General features: G+C 67.1%; 19 protein-coding genes. 13 read left to right on the top strand and 6 right to left on the bottom strand.

Annotated features, from left to right (window positions below):
- The first annotated feature begins 6 nt into the window (after positions 1-6).
- Positions 7-477, top strand: a complete 471-nt coding sequence (locus tag ACK6C6_RS06790; RefSeq protein ID WP_409266531.1) for a VOC family protein — start codon at positions 7-9, stop codon at positions 475-477.
- A gap of 3 nt (positions 478-480) precedes the next feature.
- Here ACK6C6_RS06790 and ACK6C6_RS06785 read toward each other — a convergent pair whose 3' ends face one another.
- Positions 481-1902, bottom strand: coding sequence for a PLP-dependent aminotransferase family protein (locus tag ACK6C6_RS06785; protein WP_409266530.1), 1422 nt, complete (start codon positions 1900-1902; stop codon positions 481-483).
- A gap of 113 nt (positions 1903-2015) precedes the next feature.
- Here ACK6C6_RS06785 and ACK6C6_RS06780 point away from each other — a divergent pair, with 113 nt between their 5' ends.
- The 4 genes from ACK6C6_RS06780 to ACK6C6_RS06765 all read left to right on the top strand — a co-directional run bounded on the left by ACK6C6_RS06780 (position 2016) and on the right by ACK6C6_RS06765 (position 6341).
- The gene (locus ACK6C6_RS06780) at positions 2016-2936 is read left to right on the top strand and encodes a DMT family transporter (protein ID WP_409266529.1); all 921 of its coding nucleotides are present in this window, start codon (positions 2016-2018) and stop codon (positions 2934-2936) included.
- A 66-nt stretch (positions 2937-3002) separates the two neighbouring features.
- The gene (locus ACK6C6_RS06775; protein ID WP_036207821.1) at positions 3003-3464 is read left to right on the top strand and encodes a RidA family protein; all 462 of its coding nucleotides are present in this window, start codon (positions 3003-3005) and stop codon (positions 3462-3464) included.
- Positions 3465-3630: 166 nt separating this feature from the next.
- Positions 3631-4824: a PLP-dependent aminotransferase family protein gene (locus ACK6C6_RS06770; protein WP_209586059.1), complete on the top strand. Its 1194-nt coding sequence runs from the start codon at positions 3631-3633 to the stop codon at positions 4822-4824.
- A gap of 149 nt (positions 4825-4973) precedes the next feature.
- Entirely contained in the window at positions 4974-6341 is a 1368-nt protein-coding gene (locus tag ACK6C6_RS06765; protein ID WP_409266528.1) for a diguanylate cyclase, read from the top strand.
- A 10-nt stretch (positions 6342-6351) separates the two neighbouring features.
- Here the strand turns inward: ACK6C6_RS06765 and ACK6C6_RS06760 are convergent, their stop codons facing one another.
- From ACK6C6_RS06760 to ACK6C6_RS06745, 4 genes are all read right to left on the bottom strand, one after another.
- Complete coding sequence (locus ACK6C6_RS06760) at positions 6352-7914, bottom strand: FGGY-family carbohydrate kinase (protein ID WP_409266526.1); 1563 nt, start codon at positions 7912-7914, stop codon at positions 6352-6354.
- Between the two features lie 15 nt (positions 7915-7929).
- On the bottom strand, positions 7930-9138 hold the full coding sequence (senA, locus tag ACK6C6_RS06755) for a selenoneine synthase SenA (RefSeq protein ID WP_409266525.1): 1209 nt from the start codon (positions 9136-9138) through the stop codon (positions 7930-7932).
- A 34-nt stretch (positions 9139-9172) separates the two neighbouring features.
- Entirely contained in the window at positions 9173-11029 is a 1857-nt protein-coding gene (locus ACK6C6_RS06750; protein ID WP_409266523.1) for an ABC transporter ATP-binding protein/permease, read from the bottom strand.
- 92 nt (positions 11030-11121) lie between these two features.
- Positions 11122-12732, bottom strand: coding sequence for a mechanosensitive ion channel family protein (locus tag ACK6C6_RS06745; RefSeq protein WP_409266522.1), 1611 nt, complete (start codon positions 12730-12732; stop codon positions 11122-11124).
- A 216-nt stretch (positions 12733-12948) separates the two neighbouring features.
- Here ACK6C6_RS06745 and dapC point away from each other — a divergent pair, with 216 nt between their 5' ends.
- The 8 genes from dapC to ACK6C6_RS06705 all read left to right on the top strand — a co-directional run bounded on the left by dapC (position 12949) and on the right by ACK6C6_RS06705 (position 23250).
- Positions 12949-14160, top strand: a complete 1212-nt coding sequence (dapC, locus tag ACK6C6_RS06740; protein ID WP_409266521.1) for a succinyldiaminopimelate transaminase — start codon at positions 12949-12951, stop codon at positions 14158-14160.
- A 36-nt stretch (positions 14161-14196) separates the two neighbouring features.
- Positions 14197-15024, top strand: a complete 828-nt coding sequence (gene dapD, locus ACK6C6_RS06735; protein ID WP_409266520.1) for a 2,3,4,5-tetrahydropyridine-2,6-dicarboxylate N-succinyltransferase — start codon at positions 14197-14199, stop codon at positions 15022-15024.
- A gap of 131 nt (positions 15025-15155) precedes the next feature.
- Positions 15156-16301, top strand: coding sequence for a PilT/PilU family type 4a pilus ATPase (locus tag ACK6C6_RS06730; RefSeq protein WP_409266518.1), 1146 nt, complete (start codon positions 15156-15158; stop codon positions 16299-16301).
- Between the two features lie 133 nt (positions 16302-16434).
- Complete coding sequence (locus tag ACK6C6_RS06725; protein ID WP_409266516.1) at positions 16435-16794, top strand: ArsC family reductase; 360 nt, start codon at positions 16435-16437, stop codon at positions 16792-16794.
- On the top strand, positions 16791-17927 hold the full coding sequence (gene dapE, locus ACK6C6_RS06720) for a succinyl-diaminopimelate desuccinylase (RefSeq protein WP_409266514.1): 1137 nt from the start codon (positions 16791-16793) through the stop codon (positions 17925-17927). Before ACK6C6_RS06725 ends, dapE begins: the two co-directional genes overlap by 4 nt.
- A 26-nt stretch (positions 17928-17953) precedes the next feature.
- The gene (prmB, locus tag ACK6C6_RS06715; RefSeq protein WP_409266512.1) at positions 17954-18844 is read left to right on the top strand and encodes a 50S ribosomal protein L3 N(5)-glutamine methyltransferase; all 891 of its coding nucleotides are present in this window, start codon (positions 17954-17956) and stop codon (positions 18842-18844) included.
- 51 nt (positions 18845-18895) lie between these two features.
- Positions 18896-20875 (top strand): ATP-binding cassette domain-containing protein, encoded by a 1980-nt coding sequence (locus ACK6C6_RS06710; protein WP_409266511.1) that lies wholly within the window; start codon positions 18896-18898, stop codon positions 20873-20875.
- A gap of 230 nt (positions 20876-21105) precedes the next feature.
- Positions 21106-23250, top strand: coding sequence for a TonB-dependent receptor domain-containing protein (locus ACK6C6_RS06705; protein ID WP_409266510.1), 2145 nt, complete (start codon positions 21106-21108; stop codon positions 23248-23250).
- A gap of 12 nt (positions 23251-23262) precedes the next feature.
- Here the strand turns inward: ACK6C6_RS06705 and ACK6C6_RS06700 are convergent, their stop codons facing one another.
- The gene (locus ACK6C6_RS06700; RefSeq protein WP_409266509.1) at positions 23263-23724 is read right to left on the bottom strand and encodes a chemotaxis protein CheW; all 462 of its coding nucleotides are present in this window, start codon (positions 23722-23724) and stop codon (positions 23263-23265) included.
- Positions 23725-23760 lie beyond the last annotated feature (36 nt).

Raw genomic sequence — 23760 nt, 5'->3', positions numbered from 1 at the left:
CCAATCATGAATCAGGCAGCACGTCCCATTCCCGAAGGTTTCCACAGCATCACCCCGCACCTGATCTGCAAGGGCGCGGCCGACGCCATTGCCTTCTACCAGCAAGCCTTCGGCGCCGTCGAACTCGATCGCATGCCGGGGCCGGGCGGCAGGCTCCTGCACGCCAGCATCCGCATCGGCGATTCGATCCTCATGCTGTGCGATGAATTCCCCGAATTCTGCAGCAGCGGACAGATTCCCGCGCCGGGGTCGGCGGTCTCCATCCACCTCTACGTTCCCGATGCCGATGCGGTCTGGGAACGGGCGCTGGCCGCCGGCGCCCAGCCCATCATGCCGCTGGGCGATGCGTTCTGGGGCGACCGCTACGGCCAGCTGGTCGATCCCTTCGGCCACCGCTGGGCGATCGCCACCCACCTGCGCGACATGACGCCGCAGGAAATCGCGGCCGAGATGGCCAGGCAGGTGCCCGGCGCCTGAGTCTCAGCCAGTCAACGCGCGTTCGAGGAAGCGGAAGGTCGCCGGATCCTGCAGCGCGGCCACGTTCAGGCGCATGCGGGTCGAGGGCAGCTGGCTTGGCGAGAACAGGCTGCCCGGCGCCAGCAGCAGGTCTTCCCGCATGGCGCGCGCGGCCAGTTCGTTGGTGTCGCAGCCGGCATCGACCCACACGAACATGCCGCTTGCCGGGGCCGGTTCAGGGCGCAGGCCGAGCGCCTCGATCTGGCGCAATGCCTTCGGGCGCACCGCGTCCAGGCGGCTGCGCACCCGGTCCAGATGCTTGCGGTAGAGCCCGTCGGACAGGATCTTGTAGACCACGCGCTCGCCGATGTCGCTGGTGGTGAGCGTGGCCAGCATCTTGCGGTCGGCCAGGCGCTGCGCCCGCTCGCTCGATGCCGCGATGAAGCCGACCCGCAGGTTGGGCGCCATCGATTTCGAGAAGCCGCCCAGGTAGATCACCTGGCGCAGGCCGTCGAGCGCCGCCAGGCGCGTCGCATTCCCGGGATGCAGATCGGCGTAGATGTCGTCCTCCACCACCGTAAAACCATGCTGCTCGGCGAGGCGCAGGACCTGGAAGGCTTTCGCGGCCGACAGCGAGGTCGAGGTCGGGTTGTGCAGCACCGAGTTGATCACGTACAGGCGCGGCTGGTAGCGCGCCGCCAGCTCGGCCAGTTGCTCCAGGTCGGGACCGTCGCCAAGGCGGCGCACGCCGACCACGTTCAGTCCCATGGCGGCAAACGATCCGAACATCAGGAACCAGGCCGGATCGTCGACAAAAACGGTGTCGCCCGGCCGGCAGAACTCGCGCGCCACCAGGTCGAGCGCCTGGCTCACGCCCAGGGTCATGACGATCTGTTCCGGCGGCGCGCCGATCTCGAACTCGGCCAGCTTGCGCTGCAGCTGCTGGCGCAGCAGCAGGAAGCCCTGCGGTGCGCCATAGCCGAGGAAGGCGGCGCTGTTCTGCCGGCTCAAGCTTGCCAGGGCCCTGGCCACGGCCGGACCGTCGAGCCAGTCGGCCGGCAGCACGCCCGCGCCGGGCGAGTGCTGCAGCGGGGACTGCCGGAACATGTTGCGGATCAGCCAGGCGACATCGAGGCTGGCGCCGGCGCTCCCTGTCGGCGCCGCCTCCATTGCGCCCGCGCCGATGGGTGCGTGCGCCCGACCGCGCACGAAGAACCCGGCGCCGCGGCGCGAGTCCAGGTAGCCCTGGGCCACCAGCCGGTCGTAGCTGGCCACCACGGTGAAGGGCGACACGCCGTGGCTTGCGGCGAACTGGCGGATCGAGGGCATGCGCGCGCCGGGGCGCAGCAGGCGCTCGTCGATGCGGGCGGCAACGAGGCGCACGATCTGGTCGGCCAGCGCCTCGCCGGAATCGCGCGCCAGGCTCAAGACGGGCGTATTGGTCATGTCACCATCACAGTGAAGAAACTAAGTAGCAAAGTGTACTGGGACTGTATCGGTCCACCGCGCTAGCATAGACCTGTGCCTACCTCGCCGCAAGCATCTTTCGAAGGAGTCCCATGCCTACCGCCGCCTGCCCCGCCGCCCCTGCCATCGGCAGCACGGATGCCCCTGACCAGAACCGGGGCATGCTGCTCGGCCTGCTCGGCGTGGCGATGTTCAGCCTGACCATGCCCTTTACCCGCATGGCGGTCGCGCAGCTCGATCCGGTGTTCGTCGCGCTCGGGCGCGCCCTGGGCGCCGCCCTGCTGGCCGCGGGATGGCTGCTGTGGCGGCGCGCGCCGCTGCCGCCGCGCGCCGCCCTGCTGCCCCTGGCGCTGGTGGCGGGCGGCTGCATTGTCGGCTTCCCGCTCCTGACCTCGATCGCCCTGCGCAGCCTGCCTGCCTCGCACAGCGCCCTGCTGGTGGGCGTGCTGCCCCTGGTGACGGCGCTGTACGCCGCCCTGCGCGGCCATGAGCGGCCATCACGCGGCTTCTGGGGCATGGCCCTGCTCGGTTCCAGCCTGGTGGTGGGCTTCGCCCTGGCCCAGGGCGGCGGCAGCCTGCATCCGGCCGACCTGCTGGTGTTCGGCGCCGTGGCCGCAGCGGCGGTCGGCTATGCCGAAGGCGGCCGCCTGGCGCGCAGCCTGGGCGGGCCGGAAACCATTTGCTGGGCGCTGGTGCTGGCGGCGCCGGTCCTGCTTCCGGTGCTGCTGTGGCATGGGATTCCCGCGCTGGGCGGCGTGGGAACCGCGTCCTGGCTCGGCTTTGCCTACGTCACCGCGATCTCGATGTTCATCGGTTTCTTCTTCTGGTACCGAGGCCTGGCGCTGGGCGGGGTGGCGCGGGTCGGCCAGGTGCAGCTGCTGCAGCCCTTCATGAGCCTGGTGGGCGCCGCCCTGCTGCTTGGCGAGGCGCTGACCCTGGCCAACTGCGCCTTCGCGCTGGCGGTCGCCGCCGTCGTGTTCGCGGGACGCCGGATGGCGGTGCGTCAGCAGTAAAACGTGCTCCCCGGCGCCGGGTGGACGTACAATACCGGCTTCTTTCACTGCAACGTCACAAAAACCATGTCCGTCTACGATAAACTCAAAGAACTGAACATCACCCTGGCCGCGCCGGCCACCCCGGCCGCCGCCTACGTCATGTACGTGCAGACCGGCAACCTCGTGTTCATCTCGGGCCACATCGCCAAGAACGCCGACGGCTCGCCGAACGCGGGCATCCTGGGCCGCGACAAGACCACCGCCGACGGCCAGGCCGCCGCGCGTTCGGTCGCCATCGACCTGATCGGCACCCTGCAGGAAGCCGTCGGCGGCGACCTGAACCGCGTCAAGCGCATCGTCAAGGTGATGAGCCTGGTTGCCTCGACCCCGGAATACAATGAGCAGCACCTGGTCACCAACGGCTGCTCGGAACTGATCGGCGAAGTCTTCGGCGAAGCCGGCAAGCACGCCCGTTCGGCCTTCGGCGTCGCCTCGCTGCCGCGCGGCACCTGCGTCGAGATCGAGATGATCGCTGAAGTTGCGTAAAGCTTGTCGCTTAAACATTTGTTTAAGCGATGTTGCATTTGTTTAAAGTACCGATCGCGGGCTGGGCCTACCCGGCCCGGTCCATCCCGAGGCCGCCTACCCGCGTGCCTTATAATGGTCCGGCACTACCCGTGCGGTCCCTTCCTGAGAGTCCTGTGAGAACAGCATGAAAATCGAGAATCCAAACCCCATCCAGTGGCAGTTTTCGGAACGCGCGCAGCAGCTGCAAAGCTCGTTCATCCGCGAAATCCTGAAGATCACCCAGCGTCCGGAGATCATTTCCTTCGCGGGCGGCCTGCCCTCGCCAGCCACCTTCCCGGTCGACGTCATGAAAGCGGCGTACGACAAGGTACTGTCCGAGACCGGCAAGGTCGCGCTGCAGTACGGTCCGACCGATGGCTACGGCCCGCTGCGGGAATGGATTGCCAATTCGCTCTCCACGGAAGGCAGCCGCATCCTGCCTGAACAGATCCTGATGACCTCGGGCTCGCAGCAGGCACTCGACCTGCTGGGCAAGGTCCTGATCGACGAAGGCAGCCGCGTGCTGGTCGAGACCCCGAGCTACCTGGGCGCCCTGCAGGCCTTCTCCGTTTACCGTCCCGAATTCAAATCCGTCGAGACCGACGAACACGGCCTGGTGCCGTCGTCGATCGACGCGATCGCCCAAGGCGCACGCCTGCTGTACGCGCTGCCGAACTTCCAGAACCCGACCGGTCGCAGTTTGTCGATCGAACGCCGCCAGTCGTTGGTGGAAACCTGCGCCCGCCTCGGCCTGCCGCTGATCGAGGACGACCCGTACGGCACCCTGTCCTACCGCGGCGAGCCGTCGCCGAAGATGGTCGCGATGAACCCGGACGGCGTCATCTACATGGGTTCCTTCTCGAAGGTGCTGACCCCGGGTATCCGCCTGGGCTACGTCTGCGCCCCGCTGCCGCTGGTGCGCCGCCTCGAGCTGGCCAAGCAGGCGGCCGACCTGCACACCGCCCAGCTGACCCAGATGGTGGTGCACGAAGTGGTCAAGGACGGCTTCCTGGACCAGCACATCCCGACCATCCGCAAGCTGTACGGCGACCAGTGCCAGGTGATGCTGGACGCGATGGCCGAGCACTTCCCGGCAAGCGTGACCTGGACCAAGCCCGAAGGCGGCATGTTCATCTGGGTGACCCTGCCGCAGAGCATCGACGCGATGAAACTGCTCGACCAGTCGCTGGCCGCCCGCGTGGCCTTCGTGCCGGGCGCGCCATTCTACGCGAACGAGCCGGCCACCAACACCCTGCGCCTGTCCTTCGTGACCGTGCCGCCGGAGCGCATCCGCGAAGGCATTGCCATCCTTGGCAAGCTGATCAAGGACATGCTGTAAGGGTTTTTGCATCTTCATGAAACCGCCGGCCCGACCGGCGGTTTTGCATTTTAATCAAGACAAGTGGATGTGTGACAACAGAGTAGCCACAAGTCACCTTGAAAAGAGTATCATCTGTCGCAGTCTTACCTATCGGCAACACTGCAAAAATGAACTCCGCCTGCTCCGACTTTTCGATGCCGGTCCGCCAGACGACGATCCTGATAGTCGATGACGTGCCCGACAGTCTCGATCTGCTCAACGAAATGCTGCGCAGCCAGGGATACCATACTTTCGTTGCCAATTCCGGCTTGCGCGCCATCGATCTGGCCCAGCGCGTGCAGCCCGACCTGATCCTGCTGGACGTGATGATGCCCGGCATGGACGGCTTCGAAACCTGCCGCCGGCTCAAGGCACATCCCGAGACGATGGACATCCCGGTCATCTTCGTCAGCGGCTGCAACGAGACCGACGACGTGGTGTCCGGCTTCGACCATGGCGCGGTCGACTACATCTCGAAGCCCGTGCGCCTGCCCGAAGTCAAGGCGCGCGTGCGCTCGCAATTGCAGACCCAGTCCAGCAGCGAACACCAGAAGCGCCAAACCCGGCGCCTGCGCATGATCGTCGAGGGCATGGACGAAGGCTTGATTCTGGTCGGCGCCGACGGGCGCATCCAGTATGCGAATCCCGCAAGCGAGCGGGTACTCGGATACAAGGAGGCCGAGCTGGCCGGCCGCCCGCTGGCCGACCTGCTGGCCGAGCCCGCGGCAAACGATTACGCGGCCTATTTCGACCGCCGCGACACGCAGATGCGCGACCCGGCCCTGGAGCGCTGCCGCGGGACCCGCGAAGTGCTGTTGGTACAGGCCGACGGGAGCCTGCGGCCGATGGACCTGAACCTGTCGCCGATGGCGCAAGGCGAGCAGCTCTACGTCGCCCTGCTGCACGACATCGCCCACCACAAGCAGTCCGAGACCGCGCTGCAGCGCGTCGCCATGGCCGACCCGCTCACCGGCATCGCCAACCGGCGCCAATTCGACTCCTGCCTCGAACGCGAATGGCAGCGCGCGATCCGCAACGCCAAGCCGCTGTCGCTGCTGGTGCTCGACGTCGACCACTTCAAGCTGTACAACGACCTGCTCGGCCACGCCGCCGGCGACCAGTGCCTGCAGGCCGTGGCCAGCACGGTGCAGGCGCATGCGCTGCGCGCCACCGACCTGGCGGCGCGCTACGGCGGCGAGGAATTCGTCCTGCTCTTGCCCGACACCCCGTATGCCGGCGCGGCCAAGCTGGCCGATTCGATCCGCGCCGACGTCGAGCGCCTGCGCGTGCCCAACCCGCGCTCGAGCACCTCCGACTTCGTCACCGTCAGCGTGGGCGCCGCCACCTTCGTGCCGACCAAGTTCGACGACATGCGCTCGCTGTTCCTGGCCGCCGACCGCGCCATGTACGACGCCAAGGCGGCCGGCCGCAACCGGGTGGTCGCCGTCGGCGGCGGCTATGCCTGGGAAGCGATGCAGACGGCGCTGGCGCGCTAGCCGGCCCGGCTCACACCTGCCGCGGATAACCCGTGATGCGCGCGATGTCGCGGTACATCGGCTGCAGCCGGCGGTACATCCCCAGGTAAACCTCGCGGTACAGCCGGTTGTAGACCGCCTGGTTGCTTGCTACCGGCTCGAACACCCTGCCCACCCGCGTCATGCCCCCGATCGCCGCCGCGAAGTCAGGGTACAGGCCCAGCCCCACGGCGGCGTCGATCGCCGCACCCAGTCCCGAGGTCTCGTACACGTGCGGACGCGAGACCGGCAGGCCGAAGATGTCGGCGGTGAGCTGCATCGCGGCGTCGCTCTGCGAGCCGCCGCCTGACACGCGCAGTTCGGTGATGCGGGTGCCCGAGCGCCGCTCGATGCGCTCCTTCCCTTCGCGCAGCGCGTACGCCAGCCCTTCCAGGATGGCGCGGTAGACGTGGGCGCGGGTATGCACGTCGCCAAAGCCGATGATGGCGCCCTTGGCCTCGCGCCCCGGCACCCGGATGCCGGGCGTCCAGTAGGGCTGCAGCATCAGGCCCATGGAACCGGGCGGCACCGCATTGGCCAGTTCGTCGAACAGGCGCTCGGGCGCCACGTCTTCCAGCAGGGCGCGCATCTGTTCGTGGTGGCCGAACTGCTCCTTGAACCAGTTGACCATCCAGTAGCCGCGAAATACCTGCACCTCCGTGCTGTAGGCGCCGGGAATCGCCGCCGGATACGGCGGCACGAAGGGCGTCACCTCGACGTAGCGGGTGGTGGTGGTGTTGATGGTGGCCGTGGTGCCGTAGCTCAGGCAACCGACGTGGGGCGCGCTGCAGCCGGCGCCGATCACTTCGCAGGCCTTGTCGGCGGCCGCGGCCAGCAGCGGCAGGCCTGCAGGGATGCCGGTGTCCGTCGCTGCCTGCGCGCTGACGCTGCCCAATTGCGTGCCCGGCTCCTGCAGCTCGGGCAGCATGCGCGGCTCCACCGCCAGCGCCTGCCATTTCCAGTCGCGCCGTCCAGCCCATTTGCGGCGCCGGTAGTCGAACGGCAGGTAGGCCACCTGCGAACCGGAGGAATCGGCAAAGCGCCCGCACAGGCGCCAGTTCAGGTAGCCCGACAGCAACAGGAACTTGTGGGTCGCCCGCCAGATCTCGGGCTGGTGCGCGTGGATCCAGTTGATCTCGGCCTCCCCGCGCAGGTAATCGATGGTCTCGCGGACCCGCGCCAGCCGAAAGGCGGTGCGCCACAAGGGCCCGATCGGCGGCACCACATCGGTACGGCGCTGGTCGAGCCAGGTGATGGCGGACCGCAGCGCTGCTCCTTCGCGGTCGACGTTGATGACGGTGCCGCGCTGCGTCGTCACCGCCACGCCGGCGATGCGGGCGCGGTCGGCGCCCGGCTGGGTCCAGAGCTGCCGGCAGGCCTGGCACAGCGCCTGCCAGAAGCCCTCGGGGTCGTGCTCGGCCCAGCCGGGATGCTCGCTGCGGTAGTCCAGCAAGGGGACTTGCGACCTGGCGACGATGTCGCCCTCCAGGTCGAACAGCAGCGCGCGCACGCTCTGGGTGCCGTTGTCGATGGCGAGGATCAGCGGATCATGCATCGGAAGGGTATGGTGTCATGCCGCGCAGGTGCGGAAGCCGGCGAAGATATCGTCGCGTTCCGGCTGGTAGAAATTACGGAAATTCGGGGAGCGCAGGCGCGCCGGCGTCGCGAACGACGCGCCGCGCAAGGCCTGGCGGCTGCCGAAATACGGCGCCGAATACTCGCGGTAGCGATCCGCACCGAAGCCGGCATAAGGCAGGAAGGGCGAGGCCGTCCACTCCCACAAGTCTCCCCACTGAAAGGCCGGGTGGCTTGATGCCGCCGCGAACTCCCATTCCTGTTCCAGCGGCAGGCGCCGCCCGGCCCAGCGGCAGTAGGCCTGCGCTTCGTGCAGGCTCACATGACGCACCGGCGCACGGGGATCGAGGGCAACCGGGGCCCCGAAGCGCTGCTCCAGCCAGCCTCCCGCGCCATCCGGCATCCAGTAGCGCGGCGCCGTGCGCCCGTTCGCCGTCAGCCAATCCCATCCGGCCTGGCTCCAGCAGGCGGCACGCCGGTAGCCGCCGTCGTGCACGAAGGCGAGGTAATCCGCGTTGGAGACCAGCCCGGCATCGATCGCGAACGGCGCGACCTGGCACATGAAAGCCTGCTTTTCATTGTCGAACACGAAGCCACGCCCCTGCTCCCCGCCGAGCAGCAGCGCGCCGCCGCCAAAGGCGATCTCGCCTTGCGCGCGCGCCGGGCCGACCTCGTCCTCCAGGCAGGCGGCGTCGCGCGGCGCGGCCGCGCCGAGCGTCTGCAGCGTATAGGCAAGCGCTTCGCCATGCATGTCCTCATGCGCCAGCACCAGGCGGTAAGGATAGAGGGCGGCATCGTCGCCGGACTCGCGCGCCAGGCGCGCGCGAACCCGCTCGAGCACTTCATGGCAATAGTCCTCGATCCGGGCCGGCGCGGGCAGTGCCAGCGACCAGCGCGCGTCGTGCGGCACGGTGTTCGAATCGAAGCAGGCATCGGCCTGCGCCAGCAGCGAATCGCCGCTCGCCTCGCCCGGCGCGCTGCCGCGCGCTGCGCGCAGTACGAACCATTCGGCGAACCAGGCGATATGGCCCAGTTCCCACAGCGGCGGATTGAGGATGGCAAGACGCGGCACCCGGGCACTGTCGTGGTAGCCGGCGCCGGCCAGCGCATCGAACAAGGCAAGCGTGCGCTGCCGCGCATCCTGCAGGGCCTGGTCCAGGCCGCGCCGGTCCATGCTACGGAAGGTTGCGTGCTGTTCGTTCATGCACGCATTGTACGGCCTTGTCACTGCAAGATCATCATCCGGTCTCCGCAGCGGCCGGCATGCGCCAGGCCCGGGCTTCGCCGGGGTCGACGCCGCGCTCGCGGGTGAACGCCGTGCCCATCGCGCAGCTGTCCGCTTCATGCAATTCCCAGGCACCCTCCCCTTTCAGGCACAGCACATGGGTGTGGTGGCGCAGCACCGCGGCGCGGTGGGCGATGCTGATCAGGGTCGCGCCGCCCCTGCGCAGGCGCGCGTACAGCGAGGCCTCGTTGGCGGCATCGAGGGCGCTGGTCGCCTCGTCCAGGATGACGATCTTCGGCCGGTGCACCAGCACCCGGGCGAAGGCCAGGCGCTGCTGTTCGCCGACCGACAGCAGCTTTTCCCAGTCGTGCACGGCATCCAGGCCGCCCACCCGCTCGGCCAGGCGCGGCAGCTGGACCTCGCGCAGGATGTCCAGCAGCTGCGCGTCGCTCAGGTCGGCATGCGCGCTGGGGTAGAGCAGCTGGCTGCGCAGCGTGCCCGACTGCAGGTAGGGTTGCTGGGGCAGGAAGAAGAACTGGTCCAGGGCCGGACGGTGGATGGTGCCGCTGCCCTCGTGCCACAGGCCGGCGATCGCGCGCAGCAGCGAGCTCTTGCCGCAGCCGCTCTCGCCGGTGATGAGCAGCGCGTCGCCGGGTTGCAAGGCGAGCGACAGCTCCTTGATCAGCACCCGTTCCGATTGCGGCGGGTGCAGGGTCAGCGATTCCAGCATCAGCTGCTGGCCCTGGCGCGTCTGGATGCGCGCTTGCCCGCTAGCGCCCCCGGATCCTGCTTCGGGCTGCACCAGCCTGGACAGGGCCTGCAGGCGCCCGATGCCGGCCACGAAGCGGCTCAGGCTCTCGAAGTTGTCGACGATGACGCCCACCGCCGCCAGCACCGCCGTGAAGGCGCCGGCCGCCTGCACCGCCCGCCCCACTTCCAGCTCGCCCGACAGCACGCCATTGGCCAGGATCATGAAGGGCAGCACCAGGGTCAGTTGGCTGAAGGTGCGCTGGAACAGGTTCAGCGAACACTGCTTGCGGATCAGGCGTGCGAAATTGTCGATCACCTGCTGGAACTTGCCGTCGATATGGGCCCGTTCCTGCGCTTCGCCGCGGTAGAAGGCGATCGACTCGGCGTTCTCGCGCAGGCGCATCAGGCTGAAGCGGAAATCCGCCTCGCGCCGCAGCTGCCAGAAATTCAGGTGGATCAGCGGGGTGCCGAACACGTACAGGGCGACCACGGTGCCGGTCAGCGCATACACCGCCAGCACGCCGACCAGCAGATGCGAAATCGACCACAGCACCGTGCTGAAGGCCACCAGCTGCATGATCGAGCCCAGGAAGATGAGCAAAAAGTGGATCGAGCGGCCCGTGAAGCTGTTGATGTCTTCGCTGATGCGCTGGTCGGGATTGTCGATGTCGCCCTCGGCGCCCAGCCGGTAGTAAGTGCGCCCCTTCAGGTAGCCGTCCAGGAAGCGCCCGGTGAGCCAGCGCCGCCACTGGTTGGCGAAGCGGTCGCGCATGTAGTAATAGAAGGCATAGACCGGCACCGCGAACGCCAGCGTCATCAGGCAGGCCCGCACCGCGGTCCAGAAGCGGCCGTCTTCCCTGCCCGCCAGTGCCGAGGTCATTTCGCCGGCCTGCTCGTTGAGCATCACGGCCAGCTTGGTCTCGACCAGCATCAGCACGATCAACAGGGCCAGCAGGGTCCAGGCCTGCCGGCGCTTCTCGCCCAGCCAGTAGGGCTTGGCCACGCTGACGAATTCCTTCCATGCGGCGAGCGACAGGGGCGCGGCGCGGCGCCCATCGTTGGCGCCTGCCGGCGCATCCTGCGCTGCGGGGCCCTGGGCTGCTGTGGTCGGCGTCTTCATGCTCGGTGAAATGCTGTTGATGGCTTGAAACCAGCATACCGCCGCCCGGTCGCCGCTTCCGTGCGAAAACGGACATAGTCCGTGTTGCGCTTCTACGTCTTCGACGAACCCGGGACAGGTCCAGGACAGCCATCATCGACGGCACCGCCCTGCATGAGCGCCAGCTGCTCCGGCGCGAACACCACCGTCTGGGCCTGGAATCCCAGCGCGATCCCGGCCGCCTCGAGCCGCTCGGCGATCGCCAGCAGCAGCGCTTCGCGCGTGCGCACGCTGGCCTCGAAATCCGGCACCTCCATGTAGGCGAACACTTCGATATTGAAGGAGCGATCGCCGATCCGGCCCAGGTGCGCGCGCGAACCTTCGCCGACCTCGTCGTGCTCGAGCAGGATCTGGCGGACGATGCCGGCGGCTTCCGCCAACCTGGCGGCGGGGGTGCGATGGTCGAGCGCGATCACCGGGTTGAACAGGAAGCGGTCGCGCGCGGCGTAGTTTTCGATCTGGCGTGCCGAAAAATCGCCGTTCGGGATGGTCACCAGGGTACGGTCCAGGGTGCGCAGGCGGGTCGAACGAATCCCGATGTCTTCCACCGTGCCGATCACGTCGCCGACCTTGACGAAGTCGCCCACCTGGGCCGGCCGGTCGGCGATCACGGTGACGCTGCCGACCAGGTTCTCCACGGTCTTCTGGGCGCCCAGGGCCAGCGCGATACCGCCGATGCCGAGCGCCGCGATGCCGGTGGTGACGTCGATGCCGAAGGTATCGAGCAGGCCGATGGCGAAGAACAGCAGCAGCACCACCTTGGCGGTGCGCCGCGCCAGCACGATGACCGAGACCACCTGGCGCCGTCCGCGCCGCTGCATCCGCGTGATGGCCAGCTGGGCGACGGCGTCGAGCAGGCGCAGGCCGAACCAGACGAAAGCGATCAGGAGCAGGATGCCGGTGTAGCGCAGCAGGGTCTGGCGCGCCACGATGGCGACCGGCAGCCGCTCGGCCCATTCGAAGAACACGAACACGGCGACCAGGAGGCTGAGCGGCGGCAAGGCCGCCTCGAAGAAGCGGTAGGCGCCGTTGGCGGCGGGGTCCGCTACCAGCCGGCGGATCAGAGCGACCAGGATGGTGGCGACGATCCACAGCCCGCCGAAGACCAGCGCGCCCAGGCCCACCAGCATGCCCCAGTCCTCCAGCGGCGCGCCGGCCACGGTGAACTGCGGGCGCTGGGCATCGGTGACGGCGGTGGATTTCTCGGCCACGGCCGCGATCGCGGTCGCGGTCTCTCGCGAGATGCGCCAGATCTGCAGGCCCTCTTCTTCGCCGCGGCTGAGCAGGACCGGGATCGTCCTGCCCTTGGTCCTGATCTCGCCGATGCGCTCCTGGTCCACCGGCAGCTCGTCGCCGATGCGGCCGGGGCCGTCGTTCGACAGGGCCGCATACGGTTCCAGCGAACCGCCGCTGTCAAGCAGGGCCTGGAACTCGCGCGCCCTGGCGGCCGCCGCCGCGCGCTGCCGGCTGCTGTTTGCAGGGAGGTCAAAATACTGGGCGGCGCGGTCGTGGTCTCCCTCGGCCAGGGCCCGGATCAGCCCGGAAACCGTCGAACGCGGCGTTTCGCGGCCGAGCAGGTCGGCCTGGGTGGGCGCGGCCGCGGCCTCGGGCTCGGCCGCAAACAGGGGACCGGCTGCCGTGGCCGGCAGTATGAATGCGAGCAACAGCCAGGCGAACGATAAGGGAATCAAAAATTTCGGGAAAGAAATCAGGACAGAAAGACGCATTCTCAAAAACAACTCCTTCGCTCAAGGACAGGGCGCAGTCTAGCATCCGCCCCGTTCCTCACGAACTGCTGTCCTCGCCAACGCATCCGCAGGCAAGGGCTATAATTGTCCGAATAGCCAACGCACCCAGACCGCTTATTGACGGTAATCGACGTGAATCCACATCTCGACCAGCTCCACCCCTACCCCTTCGAACAGCTGCGCCAGTTATTCAGCGGCGTGACCCCGAACCCCGCCTACAGCCCGATCAGCCTCGGCATCGGCGAGCCGAAGCACCCGACGCCCGCCTTCATCGAGAAGGCCCTGATGCATGCGATGGCCGGCCTGTCGGTCTACCCGACGACCCACGGCAGCGAGCCGCTGCGGGTGGCGATCGCAGGCTGGCTCGAGCGCCGCTACGCCATCCCGGCGGTCGACCCGGGCACGATGGTGCTGCCGGTGAACGGTTCGCGCGAAGCGCTGTTCGCCTTTGCCCAGTGCGTCGTGGACGGCGCCCGCGGCAATGCGCTGGTGATGAGCCCGAACCCGTTCTACCAGATCTACGAGGGCGCGGCCTACCTGAGCGGCGCCACGCCCTATTACGTCAACTCGGAACCCGGCCGCAACTTCGCGCCCGACTATGCCAGCGTGCCGGATGAGGTCTGGTCGCGCGTGCAGCTGCTGTTCGTCTGCTCGCCGGGCAACCCGACCGGCGCCGTGCTCACGCTCGAGGACTGGCGCCAGCTGTTCGAGCTGTCCGAGCGCCACGGTTTCGTGATCGCCTCGGACGAGTGCTATTCCGAGATCTACTTCGGCACGACGCCGCCGCTGGGCGCCCTCGAAGCGGCGCACCAGCTGGGCCGCAGCAGCGGCGAACGCCCGTATGCGAACCTGGTGGTGTTCTCCAGCCTGTCGAAGCGCTCGAACGTGCCGGGCATGCGCTCGGGCTTCGTGACGGGCGACCCGCAGCTCCTGAAGAAATTCCTGCTCTACCGCACCTACAGCGGCGGCGCCATGTCGCCGCCGATCCAGGCGGCCTCGATCGCGGCCTGGAACGACGAGCACCACGTGCAGGACAACCGCGCGCTGTACCGCGAGAAGTTCAACCTGATCACCCCGCTCCTGAAGGGCGTCATGGACGTCGAGCTGCCCGACGCCGGCTTCTACCTGTGGGCCGACGTGCGCCGCACCGGCCTGTCGGACACCGAGTTCGCACGCCGCCTGTACGCCGAATATAATGTGACGGTTTTGCCAGGCAGTTATCTTGCACGCGAAGCGCACGGCCTCAACCCGGGCCGCAACCGCATCCGCATGGCGCTGGTAGCCAGCGTCGACGAAGGGCTCGAAGCCGCCAACCGCATCGTCGAGTTCTGCAAGGGCCTGTGAGGCCGGCACCAAACCATACCTAACTAGAGAATCATCATGACCCAACAACTCCAGAACATCATCGACACCGCGTGGGAACAGCGCGCGGAGTTCAGCCCGTCCAACGCCCCAGCCGAACTGCGCGACGCGGTCGCCCACGTGCTCGCCGGCCTGGATGCCGGCACCCTGCGCGTGGCAGAGAAAAGCAGCGGCGACTGGGTCGTGAACCAGTGGATCAAGAAGGCCGTGCTGCTGTCCTTCCGCCTCGAGAACAACGTGCCGGTCGCCGGTGGCGGCGGCATGCAGTTCTACGACAAGGTGCCGACCAAGTTCGCCGACTACACCCCGGAAGATTTCGCCAAGGGCGGTTTCCGCGTGGTGCCGCCGGCGGTCGCCCGCCGCGGCAGCTTCATCGGCAAGAACGTGGTCCTGATGCCGTCCTACGTCAACATCGGCGCCTACGTCGATGAAGGCGCGATGGTCGACACCTGGGCCACCGTCGGCTCCTGCGCCCAGATCGGCAAGAACGTGCACCTGTCGGGCGGCGTCGGCATCGGCGGCGTGCTGGAACCGATGCAGGCCAACCCGACCATCATCGAAGACAACTGCTTCATCGGCGCCCGTTCGGAAATCGTCGAAGGCGTGATCGTCGAAGAGAACTCGGTGATCTCGATGGGCGTCTACATCGGCCAGTCGACCAAGATCTACAACCGCGAGACCGGCGAGGTCACCTACGGCCGCATCCCTTCGGGTTCGGTGGTGGTGTCGGGCAGCCTGCCGTCAAGCGACGGCAAGTACAGCCTGTACTGCGCCGTGATCGTCAAGCGCGTGGACGCCAAGACCCGCGCCAAGACCGGCATCAACGAGCTGCTGCGCGGCGACTGATGCGCTTGCTGACCGCGTGGGCAGGGAACCTGCCCACCCTACAAAACCGGATCGCCGTACGTAGGGTGGGCGGGTCCCCCGCCCACGCGGTCAAGCGGCAGTAGAGCACTACTACATTAGGAGACGATGCCATGGCCATGGACCGCCTGTTCCAGCTGATGAAGGAGAAGAACGCTTCCGACATGTTCTTCGCCGTGAACTCGCCGGTGCACATCAAGATCAACGGGAACCTCATCCCGATCAACCAGCATCGTCTCGAACCCGACAACATCATCTCGCTGTTGTCCGAGATCGCCTCGCCGGAACAGATGCAGGAGCTCGAGCGCGAGAACGAACTCAACATGGGCGTGTCGGTCGCCAACCTGGGACGCTTCCGTCTGTCGGCCTTCCGCCAGCGCGGCTCGATCTCGGCCGTGCTGCGCTTCGTGCCGGCGAATATCCCGCCGATCGGCGAACTGGGCCTGCCGCCCGTGCTATCCGAGCTGATCATGGAAAAGCGCGGCCTGCTGCTCGTCGTGGGCGCCACCGGTTCCGGCAAGTCGACCACCATCGCCTCGATGCTGGACCACCGCAACGAACAGCGCACCGGCCACATCCTGACGCTGGAAGACCCGATCGAGTACCTGTTCAAGAACAAGAAGTCGATCGTCAACCAGCGCGAAATCGGCAGCGACGCCACCAGCTTCGCCACGGCGCTACGCAACTCGATGCGCCAGGCGCCCGACTGCATCCTGATCGGCGAGATCCGCGACAAGGAAACCATGGCGGCGGCGCTGGCCTATGCCCAGTCCGGCCACCTGGTGCTGGCCACCCTGCACGCCAACAACAGCTACAACGCGCTGAACCGCATCATCAGCTTCTACCCGATCGAGAACCGCGCCGCCCTGCTGCAGGATCTGGCCTCGAGCGTGAAGGCGATCGTCTCGCAGCGCCTCATCAAGTCGGCCGCCGGCGGCCAGCGCCAGGCCGCGGTCGAGGTGATGCTGAACACACGCTACATCGCCGACCTGATCGAAAAGGGCGAGATTGGCCAGATCAAGGAAGCGATGGACAAGAGCCTGTCGCCAGGCTCGCAATCGTTTGAAGGCGCCCTGCTCAAACTGGTCAAGGATGGGCTGGTGACGCAGGAAGAAGCGCTGGCCAATGCCGACTCGGCCACCAACCTGCTCTGGCTGCTCAACAATGGACCGGAGAGCCAGGTGCAGCCCGAGGAAGAGAAGAAACCGGGCAAGGAACCGCCGGGTGCGTCCTTTACCGAGTTCACGCTCAACAACTGAGCCATTTCTTCCGTCCGCTGCGGAAAAACGCCCCTGTGTAGAATCCTCGCAGGGGGCGTGCTGTGCTATCCTTGCCGCCTTTCCAAAATACCATCTCCCTGCGCATTCGCGCGGGCGCAAGGATTGACGCACCATGACCACGACCCTCTACGGCATCCCCAACTGCGACACCGTCAAGAAAGCCCGCACCTGGCTGGCGGACAACGGCCACAATTTCACGTTCCATGACTTCAAGAAACAAGGCTTGACGCGCGAACTGGTGGCCGGCTGGCTCGAACAACTGGATTGGGAAACCCTGGTCAATCGCAAGGGCACGACCTGGCGCAACTTGCCGGACGAGCGCAAGGCGCAAGTGGTCGACAAGGCCAGCGCGCTCGAGCTGATGCTGGAGAACCCGTCCGTCATCAAACGCCCGGTATTGCAAGGCGTGGGCCCGGTCTCGGTCGGCTTCTCGCTTGATGCCTACGCGGCCAAGTTCAAGGACGCTGCATGAAACCCTCGCGCACCCTCCTGCTGACGGAAGAGCTGATCGCCCTCGATTCGGTCACGCCGCAGGACAAAGGCTGCCAGGAGCGCCTGAAGGAACTGCTGGCGCCGCTGGGCTTTCACTGCGAGACCATCGAATCGAACGGCGTCACCAACCTGTGGGCGCGCAAGGGGACGACCGCACCCGTGTTCGTGTTCGCCGGCCACACCGACGTGGTGCCATCCGGTCCCGAACACCAGTGGGTATCAAGCCCTTTCGTGCCGACCCGCCGCGACGGCAAGCTGTACGGCCGCGGCGCCTCGGACATGAAGACCTCGATCGCGGCCATGGTGGTCGCCTGCGAGGAGTTCATCGCCGCCCACCCTGACCACAAAGGCTCGATCGCGTTTCTCATCACCAGCGACGAGGAAGGCCCGGCCGTCGACGGCACCGTGGTCGTCTGTGAGCGCCTGGAAGAACGCGGCGAGACCCTCGACTTCTGCCTGGTGGGCGAACCGACCTCGAACCACGTGCTGGGCGACACCATCAAGAACGGCCGCCGCGGCTCGCTCTCGGGCCACCTGGTGATCAAGGGCATCCAGGGCCACATCGCCTACCCGCACCTGGCGCGCAACCCGATCCACCAGGCCGCGCCGGCGCTGGCGGAACTGGCTCAAGAGGTCTGGGACGAAGGCAACGAGTACTACGCGCCGACCAGCTGGCAGATCTCGAACATCCAGGCCGGCACCGGCGCCACCAACGTGATCCCGGGCCACGTGACGATCGACTTCAACTTCCGCTTTTCCACCGCCAGCACCGCCGACGGCCTGGAGGCGCGCGTGCACGCGATCCTCGACCGTCACGGGCTCGACTACGAACTGCAGTGGACCTTATCCGGGCAGCCCTTCCTGACGCCGAAAGGCCTGCTGTCGGACACGCTGTGCGACGCCATCTTCGAGGAGCTGGGCGTGCAGACCGAACTGTCGACCACCGGCGGGACCTCGGACGGCCGCTTCATCGCCCGCATCTGCCCGCAGGTGATAGAATTCGGGCCTCCGAACGCCAGCATCCACAAGATCGACGAACACATCGAGCTGCGCTACATCGATCCCCTCAAGAACATCTACCGCCGCACGCTGGAACAGCTGCTGGCCCAGTAACGAGCAATAAAAACCGGGAGAAGGCCATGACCAACACCACTTTCAGCACGCCGCGCGACCTGCTGCGCTATGCGATCACCCGCTTCAACTCTGCCCGCCTGTTCTTCGGCCACGGCAGCGCCGAGGCTTTCGACGAAGCGGCCTACCTGATCCTGCACACCCTCAAGCTGCCGCTGGACCGGCTCGATCCCTTCCTGGACGCGCGCCTGCTGCCGGACGAAGTGATCCAGGTGATGGAAGTGATCGAGCGCCGCGTGGTCGAGCGCGTGCCGGCCGCCTACATCACCAAGGAAGCCTGGCTGGGCGACTACCACTTCTACGTGGACGAACGCGTGCTGGTGCCGCGCTCCTTCATCGCCGAACTGATCCCGCAAACCTTCAGCCCCTGGGTGCAGGATCCGGAAAGCGTGGAGAACGTGCTGGAACTGTGCACCGGCAGCGGCTGCCTGGCGATCATGATGGCCGAGGCCTTCCCGAACGCCGTGGTCGACGCGGTGGACATCTCGAAGGACGCGCTGGCCGTGGCCGAGCACAACATCCGCGAATACAAGCTGGAAGGCCGCGTCAACCCGATCGAATCGGACCTGTACGAGCACGTGCCCTTCAAGCGCTACGACCTGATCGTCACCAACCCGCCCTACGTGAACAGCGTCTCGATGGGCAAGCTGCCGCCGGAATACCTGCGCGAGCCGCAGATCGCCCTGGCGGGCGGCGAGGACGGCATGGACCTGGTGCGCAAGATCGTCGAAGGAGCGGCCGAGCGCCTGACGCCGGAAGGCATCCTCGTGGTCGAGATCGGCAACGAGCGCGACTATGCCGAAGCGGCCTTCGGGCACCTGGGCCTGACCTGGCTGAGCACCAGCGCGGGTGACGATGCCGTGTTCCTGCTGACCGCCGAACAACTTCAATCGCAGTAATCCCTTGCGTGGGCGGCGTCGCCGCCCACGCAACATAGACAGAAATACGCAATGATCCGCTTCCAGAACGTCAGCCTGATGCGCGGCACCAAGCCGCTGCTCGAGGACGCCGACCTTACCCTCAACCCGGGCGACAAGATCGGCCTGATCGGCGCCAACGGCGCCGGCAAATCGAGCCTGTTCGCCATGCTGCGCGGCGAGCTGCACCCGGACCAGGGCGCCATCGACTTCCCCGCCAAGTGGCGCATGGCCTACGTGGCCCAGGAGACCCCGGCCCTCGACCGCCCGGCGCTGGAATACGCGATCGACGGCGACGTCAACCTGCGCCGCCTGCAGGCCGAACTCATTGAACTGGAAGCGCATCCGGACGTGGGCGACCACGGCATGCGCCTCGGTGAGCTGCACAGCGCGCTGGCCGATGCCGACGCCTACACGGTGCAGTCGCGCGGCGAGCAGCTGCTGCTTGGCCTGGGCTTCTCGCTGGAGCAGATGGCGCAGCCGGTGGCCAGCTTCTCGGGCGGCTGGCGCATGCGCCTGAACCTGGCGCAGGCCCTGATGTGCCCTTCCGACCTGCTGCTGCTGGACGAACCGACCAACCACCTGGACCTGGACGCGATCATCTGGCTGGAGGATTGGCTGAAGCGCTATCCGGGCACCCTGATCATCATTTCGCACGACCGCGATTTCCTCGACGAGATCGTCAACGTGGTCGTGCACATCGACGAGCGCAAGCTGAAGCGCTATTCGGGCAACTACAGCGCCTTCGAGCGCCAGCGCGCCGCCCACCTGGTGCTGGCCGCCGCCGCTTTCGAGAAACAGCAGCGCACCCGCGCCCACCTGCAATCCTTCGTGGACCGCTTCAAGGCCAAGGCCACCAAGGCGCGCCAGGCCCAGAGCCGCATGAAGGCGCTGGCCAAGATGGAAGAGCTGGCCCCGCTGCGCGCCGCCGCCGAATTCTCCTTCGAATTCCGCGAGCCGCTCTCCGCGCCGAATCCGCTGCTGGTGCTGGACAACGTCGATGCCGGCTACCCCTTGCTGGATGAGCATGGCGACAAGGTCGGCGGCAAGGCGATCGTCAAGCGCGTCAACTTCTCGCTGCAGATCGGCCAGCGCATCGGCCTCCTTGGCGTGAACGGCGCCGGTAAGTCCACGCTCATCAAGACCGTCGCCGGCGAGCTGATGCCGCTGGAGGGCAAGGCCACCCTGGGCAAGGGCCTGTCGATCGGCTATTTTGCCCAGCACCAGGTCGAGATGCTGCGCCACGACGAATCGCCGCTGTGGCACTTGCTGAAGATCGCGCCGAACGTGCGCGAGCAGGAACTGCGCAACTTCCTCGGCAGCTTCAACTTCCCGGGCGATATGGTGACCAGCCCGATCGCGCCCTTCTCCGGCGGCGAAAAGGCGCGCCTGGCCCTGGCCCTGATCGTGTGGCAGCGCCCGAACCTGCTGCTGCTGGACGAACCGACCAACCACCTCGACCTCGAGACCCGCGAGGCGCTGACCATGGCGCTGGCACAGTTCGAGGGCACCGTGGTGCTGGTCTCGCACGACCGCCACCTGCTGCGCGCCACGACCGACGAGTTCATCATCGTCGCCGACGGCAAGCTGCAGCCTTTTGATGGCGACCTGGACGACTACAAGGAATGGCTGTTCCAGACCAAGCTCGGCAAGGGCACCGACACCCTGCCGGCGCCCGCCCCTGCGAAGGACGGCAAGATGGATGCGCCAATGGCGGCCCCGGTCGACCGCAAGGAGCAAAAGAAGCTGGAAGCGGAAGCGCGCCAGCGCATGGCCGCGCTCAGGAAGCCTATCGAGAACCGCGTCAAGCGCCTCGAAGAGCAGATGGCCAAGCTGAACGCGAAGAAGGCCGAGATCGACGCCCAGCTGCTCGAGCCGAGCATCTACGAGGCCGAGAACAAGGAAAAGCTCAAGCTTCTCGTGGCCGACCAGGCCTTCGCCGCGCGCGACCTGGAACAGCTCGAATCCGAATGGCTGGAGCTGCAGGAGCAGCTCGAAGGCCTGGCGGCGTAAGCCTCACGCCACACCTCTCCGTTTGACCCATCCGCATCGCCCTGAACCGGGGCGATGCGCGACCCGTTGCGCCCCTTTTCTTCCCGCCCATCCGCGAGCCCGGCGCCCTGTCACGTGCCTGCCTCGTCAAAAAAGTCGATATTTAAATAGGAATCATTCTTATTCTCATTTATAATGTTTCCATTCTGCATATCTTTACGTTTTTTTTCGACTTTTTACACGGATACCGTATGCCTGCGCCCCGCTTTGCCCTGCCGCTGTTCCGCCGCTCCCTCATCAGCACCGCCGTCGCCCTGCTGCCCCTCGCCGCCAACGCCGACCCGGCGCCGCACGACATGGCGACCGTCGTCGTCACCGCATCCGGCTTCGAACAGAGCATCCGCGAAGCGCCGGCCTCGATCACCGTGCTCACCCGCGAGCAGCTCGAGAAGGAACGCTTCGGCAACCTGGCGCAGGCGCTGGAGAGCGTGGAAGGCATCGACGTCGGCGCGGCCGGCGACAAGACCGGCGGCCTGAACATCAGCATCCGCGGCATGCCGAGCGACTACACCCTGGTCCTAATCGACGGCCGCCGCCAGAACGCTGCCGGCAGCGTCACTCCGAACGGCTTCGGCGGCACCTCGACCAGCTTCATGCCGCCGGTCGGCGCGATCGAGCGCATCGAGATCATCCGCGGTCCGATGTCGACCCTGTACGGTTCGGACGCGATGGGCGGCGTGATCAACATCATCACGCGCAAGGTCGGCAAGCGCTGGCATGGCAACGTGGCGGCCGACTACACGGTGCAGGAGGAATCGAGCTTCGGCGACGTCAAGAGCGCCAAGTTCTACCTGAGCGGCCCGCTCGCGGCCGACGTGCTGGGCCTGTCGCTGCGCGGCAGCACCCAGCGCCGCGCCGCCGCCGATATCCGCTACCAGAACCAGAATGGCATCGTTGCGCCGACCATGGGCGCCAATCCGGTCGAGTCAAACATCGACAACCTCGGCGCGCGCCTGGCCTGGGCGCCCAGCCGCATGCACGAATTCACGCTGGACGCGGACAGCACCCGCCAGAGCTACGACAACACGCGCGGCCAGCTCGGGACCCTGGGCATCCAGGGCGGCTACGGTCCGAAGCAGAAGTACAACCGCGACCAGGGCAGCCTGTCCTACCGCGCACGCCTGGGCTTCGGCACCTGGGACAGCAGCTACATGGTCAACCGCACCGAAACCATCGGCCGCACCATCCCGCCGGGCACCCCTGGCGCCGTGGCCGGCAGCGCGCGCACCCTGGAAGTGGAGAGCCGCGTGTTCGACACCAAGCTGGTGGCGCCCTGGGGCAATCACCTGACCACCATCGGCGCCCAGCACTGGGACGCCGAGATGGTCGACGGCGTCGCGCCGCAGGCCTTTGCCTTCACCCAGAAAGCCCTGTTCCTGGAAGACGAATGGCGCATCGCCCAGCCGCTGCTGCTGACGCTCGGCGCGCGCTACGACGACCACAGCATCTTCGGCGGCCAGGTCAGCCCGCGCGCCTACCTGGTGTGGAACGCGTCGCCGCGCTGGACCGTCAAGGGCGGCGCCAGCCGCGGCTACAAGACCCCGCGCGTCGAGCAGCTGGCGCCCGGCATCAACGGCTTCGGCGGCCAGGGCACGATTCCCCTGGTGGGCAGCCCCGGCCTGAAGCCCGAGACCAGCGTGACGACCGAGCTGGGCGTCTATTTCGACAACGGCGCCGGCTGGACCGCCAATGCCGCCCTGTTCAACAACGAGTTCAAGGACAAGATCACCACCGGCACCGGCCTGCTCAACTGCTCCTACCGGCCGGCGCCCAACCGCCCGGGCTGCGTCAGCTTCGGCAACTGGCCGAACGTCGACGCCTTCGGCCAGTCCACCAACGTGGACGAAGCGGTGACCCGCGGCCTGGAGCTCGCGACCCGCTTCCCGCTCGCCCCCGGCTGGGCCCTGAGCGCCAACTACACCTGGACCGACAGCGAGCAGAAAAGCGGCCCGAATGCCGGCAAGCCGCTCGGCGACACGCCGGAACATGCGCTCAACGCGCGCCTCGCCTGGGACATCTCGGCGCAATGGAATGCCTGGCTGCGCCTCGAGGCCCGCAGCGAGCGCTTCCGCGATCCGGGCAGCTCGGCAGCCACCCGCGCGGCCAAGGCGGCGCTGGGCGACTACAAGGGGTATGGGATGCTGCACCTGGGCGGCAGCTACCAGCTGAACAAGCGTGTCACGGTGAATGCGGCGATCTACAACCTGGCCAACAAGGACTTCATCGATTACCGTCCTTACCAGGCGCCGGGGTCGGCGGCGCCGACCTGGAGCAGCGTCTACGTCAACAACATGGACGGGCGCCGCCTGTGGCTGTCCGTGAGCGCGGACTTCTGACGGGCTCCTGCTCTAGGCGACCTGGCGCGGTTCGGCCGGCGCCACCGACATGAGGCGCGCGATGTCGATCAGGATCATGCGCCGCCCCTTGGCCAGGCCGAGGCCGATCAGGTAGTCGGCGTCGCGCTGGGCGCCCGGCAGCGCGACCACCTGCTCCGGGCGCAGGCGCACCACGCCGGTGACGCGCTCCACCACCACGCCCACCACGCCTGCGGCCACCCGCACGATCACCACGTCGGTATCCGGCTCGGGCAGCGCAAAGACGGGGGCGAAGGCGGCCCGCAGGTCCATCACCGGCATGATCACCCCGCGCGAGAGCGCCACGCCGCCGATGATCTCGCCGTCGCTGCAGAAACGCTCGAGCGACCGGTATGCCTTGAGTTCCTGCACCGCGGAATAGTCGAGCCCGTAATCGAGCCCGCCCACGGTGAACCCAAGGAATTGCTGGGGTGCGGCGAGGATATGGTTCGACATGGTGGTTCCTTTCATCGGCACCACCAATGCTAAAGG

Source organism: Massilia sp. BHUDP2 (assembly GCF_046236355.1).
Classification (GTDB): domain Bacteria; phylum Pseudomonadota; class Gammaproteobacteria; order Burkholderiales; family Burkholderiaceae_D; genus Telluria; species Telluria varians.
The sequence above is the reverse complement of the archived record's forward strand: the minus strand, read 5'-3'. Positions and strand labels throughout refer to the sequence as shown.

Coding starts and splice junctions, on each gene's coding strand:
- ACK6C6_RS06790 (WP_409266531.1), top strand. CDS start 7: ATGAATCAGGCAGCACGTCCCATTCCCGAAGGTTTCCACAGCATCACC.
- ACK6C6_RS06785 (WP_409266530.1), bottom strand. CDS start 1,902: ATGACCAATACGCCCGTCTTGAGCCTGGCGCGCGATTCCGGCGAGGCG.
- ACK6C6_RS06780 (WP_409266529.1), top strand. CDS start 2,016: ATGCCTACCGCCGCCTGCCCCGCCGCCCCTGCCATCGGCAGCACGGAT.
- ACK6C6_RS06775 (WP_036207821.1), top strand. CDS start 3,003: ATGTCCGTCTACGATAAACTCAAAGAACTGAACATCACCCTGGCCGCG.
- ACK6C6_RS06770 (WP_209586059.1), top strand. CDS start 3,631: ATGAAAATCGAGAATCCAAACCCCATCCAGTGGCAGTTTTCGGAACGC.
- ACK6C6_RS06765 (WP_409266528.1), top strand. CDS start 4,974: ATGAACTCCGCCTGCTCCGACTTTTCGATGCCGGTCCGCCAGACGACG.
- ACK6C6_RS06760 (WP_409266526.1), bottom strand. CDS start 7,914: ATGCATGATCCGCTGATCCTCGCCATCGACAACGGCACCCAGAGCGTG.
- senA (WP_409266525.1), bottom strand. CDS start 9,138: ATGAACGAACAGCACGCAACCTTCCGTAGCATGGACCGGCGCGGCCTG.
- ACK6C6_RS06750 (WP_409266523.1), bottom strand. CDS start 11,029: ATGAAGACGCCGACCACAGCAGCCCAGGGCCCCGCAGCGCAGGATGCG.
- dapD (WP_409266520.1), top strand. CDS start 14,197: ATGACCCAACAACTCCAGAACATCATCGACACCGCGTGGGAACAGCGC.
- ACK6C6_RS06730 (WP_409266518.1), top strand. CDS start 15,156: ATGGCCATGGACCGCCTGTTCCAGCTGATGAAGGAGAAGAACGCTTCC.
- ACK6C6_RS06725 (WP_409266516.1), top strand. CDS start 16,435: ATGACCACGACCCTCTACGGCATCCCCAACTGCGACACCGTCAAGAAA.
- dapE (WP_409266514.1), top strand. CDS start 16,791: ATGAAACCCTCGCGCACCCTCCTGCTGACGGAAGAGCTGATCGCCCTC.
- prmB (WP_409266512.1), top strand. CDS start 17,954: ATGACCAACACCACTTTCAGCACGCCGCGCGACCTGCTGCGCTATGCG.
- ACK6C6_RS06710 (WP_409266511.1), top strand. CDS start 18,896: ATGATCCGCTTCCAGAACGTCAGCCTGATGCGCGGCACCAAGCCGCTG.
- ACK6C6_RS06705 (WP_409266510.1), top strand. CDS start 21,106: ATGCCTGCGCCCCGCTTTGCCCTGCCGCTGTTCCGCCGCTCCCTCATC.
- ACK6C6_RS06700 (WP_409266509.1), bottom strand. CDS start 23,724: ATGTCGAACCATATCCTCGCCGCACCCCAGCAATTCCTTGGGTTCACC.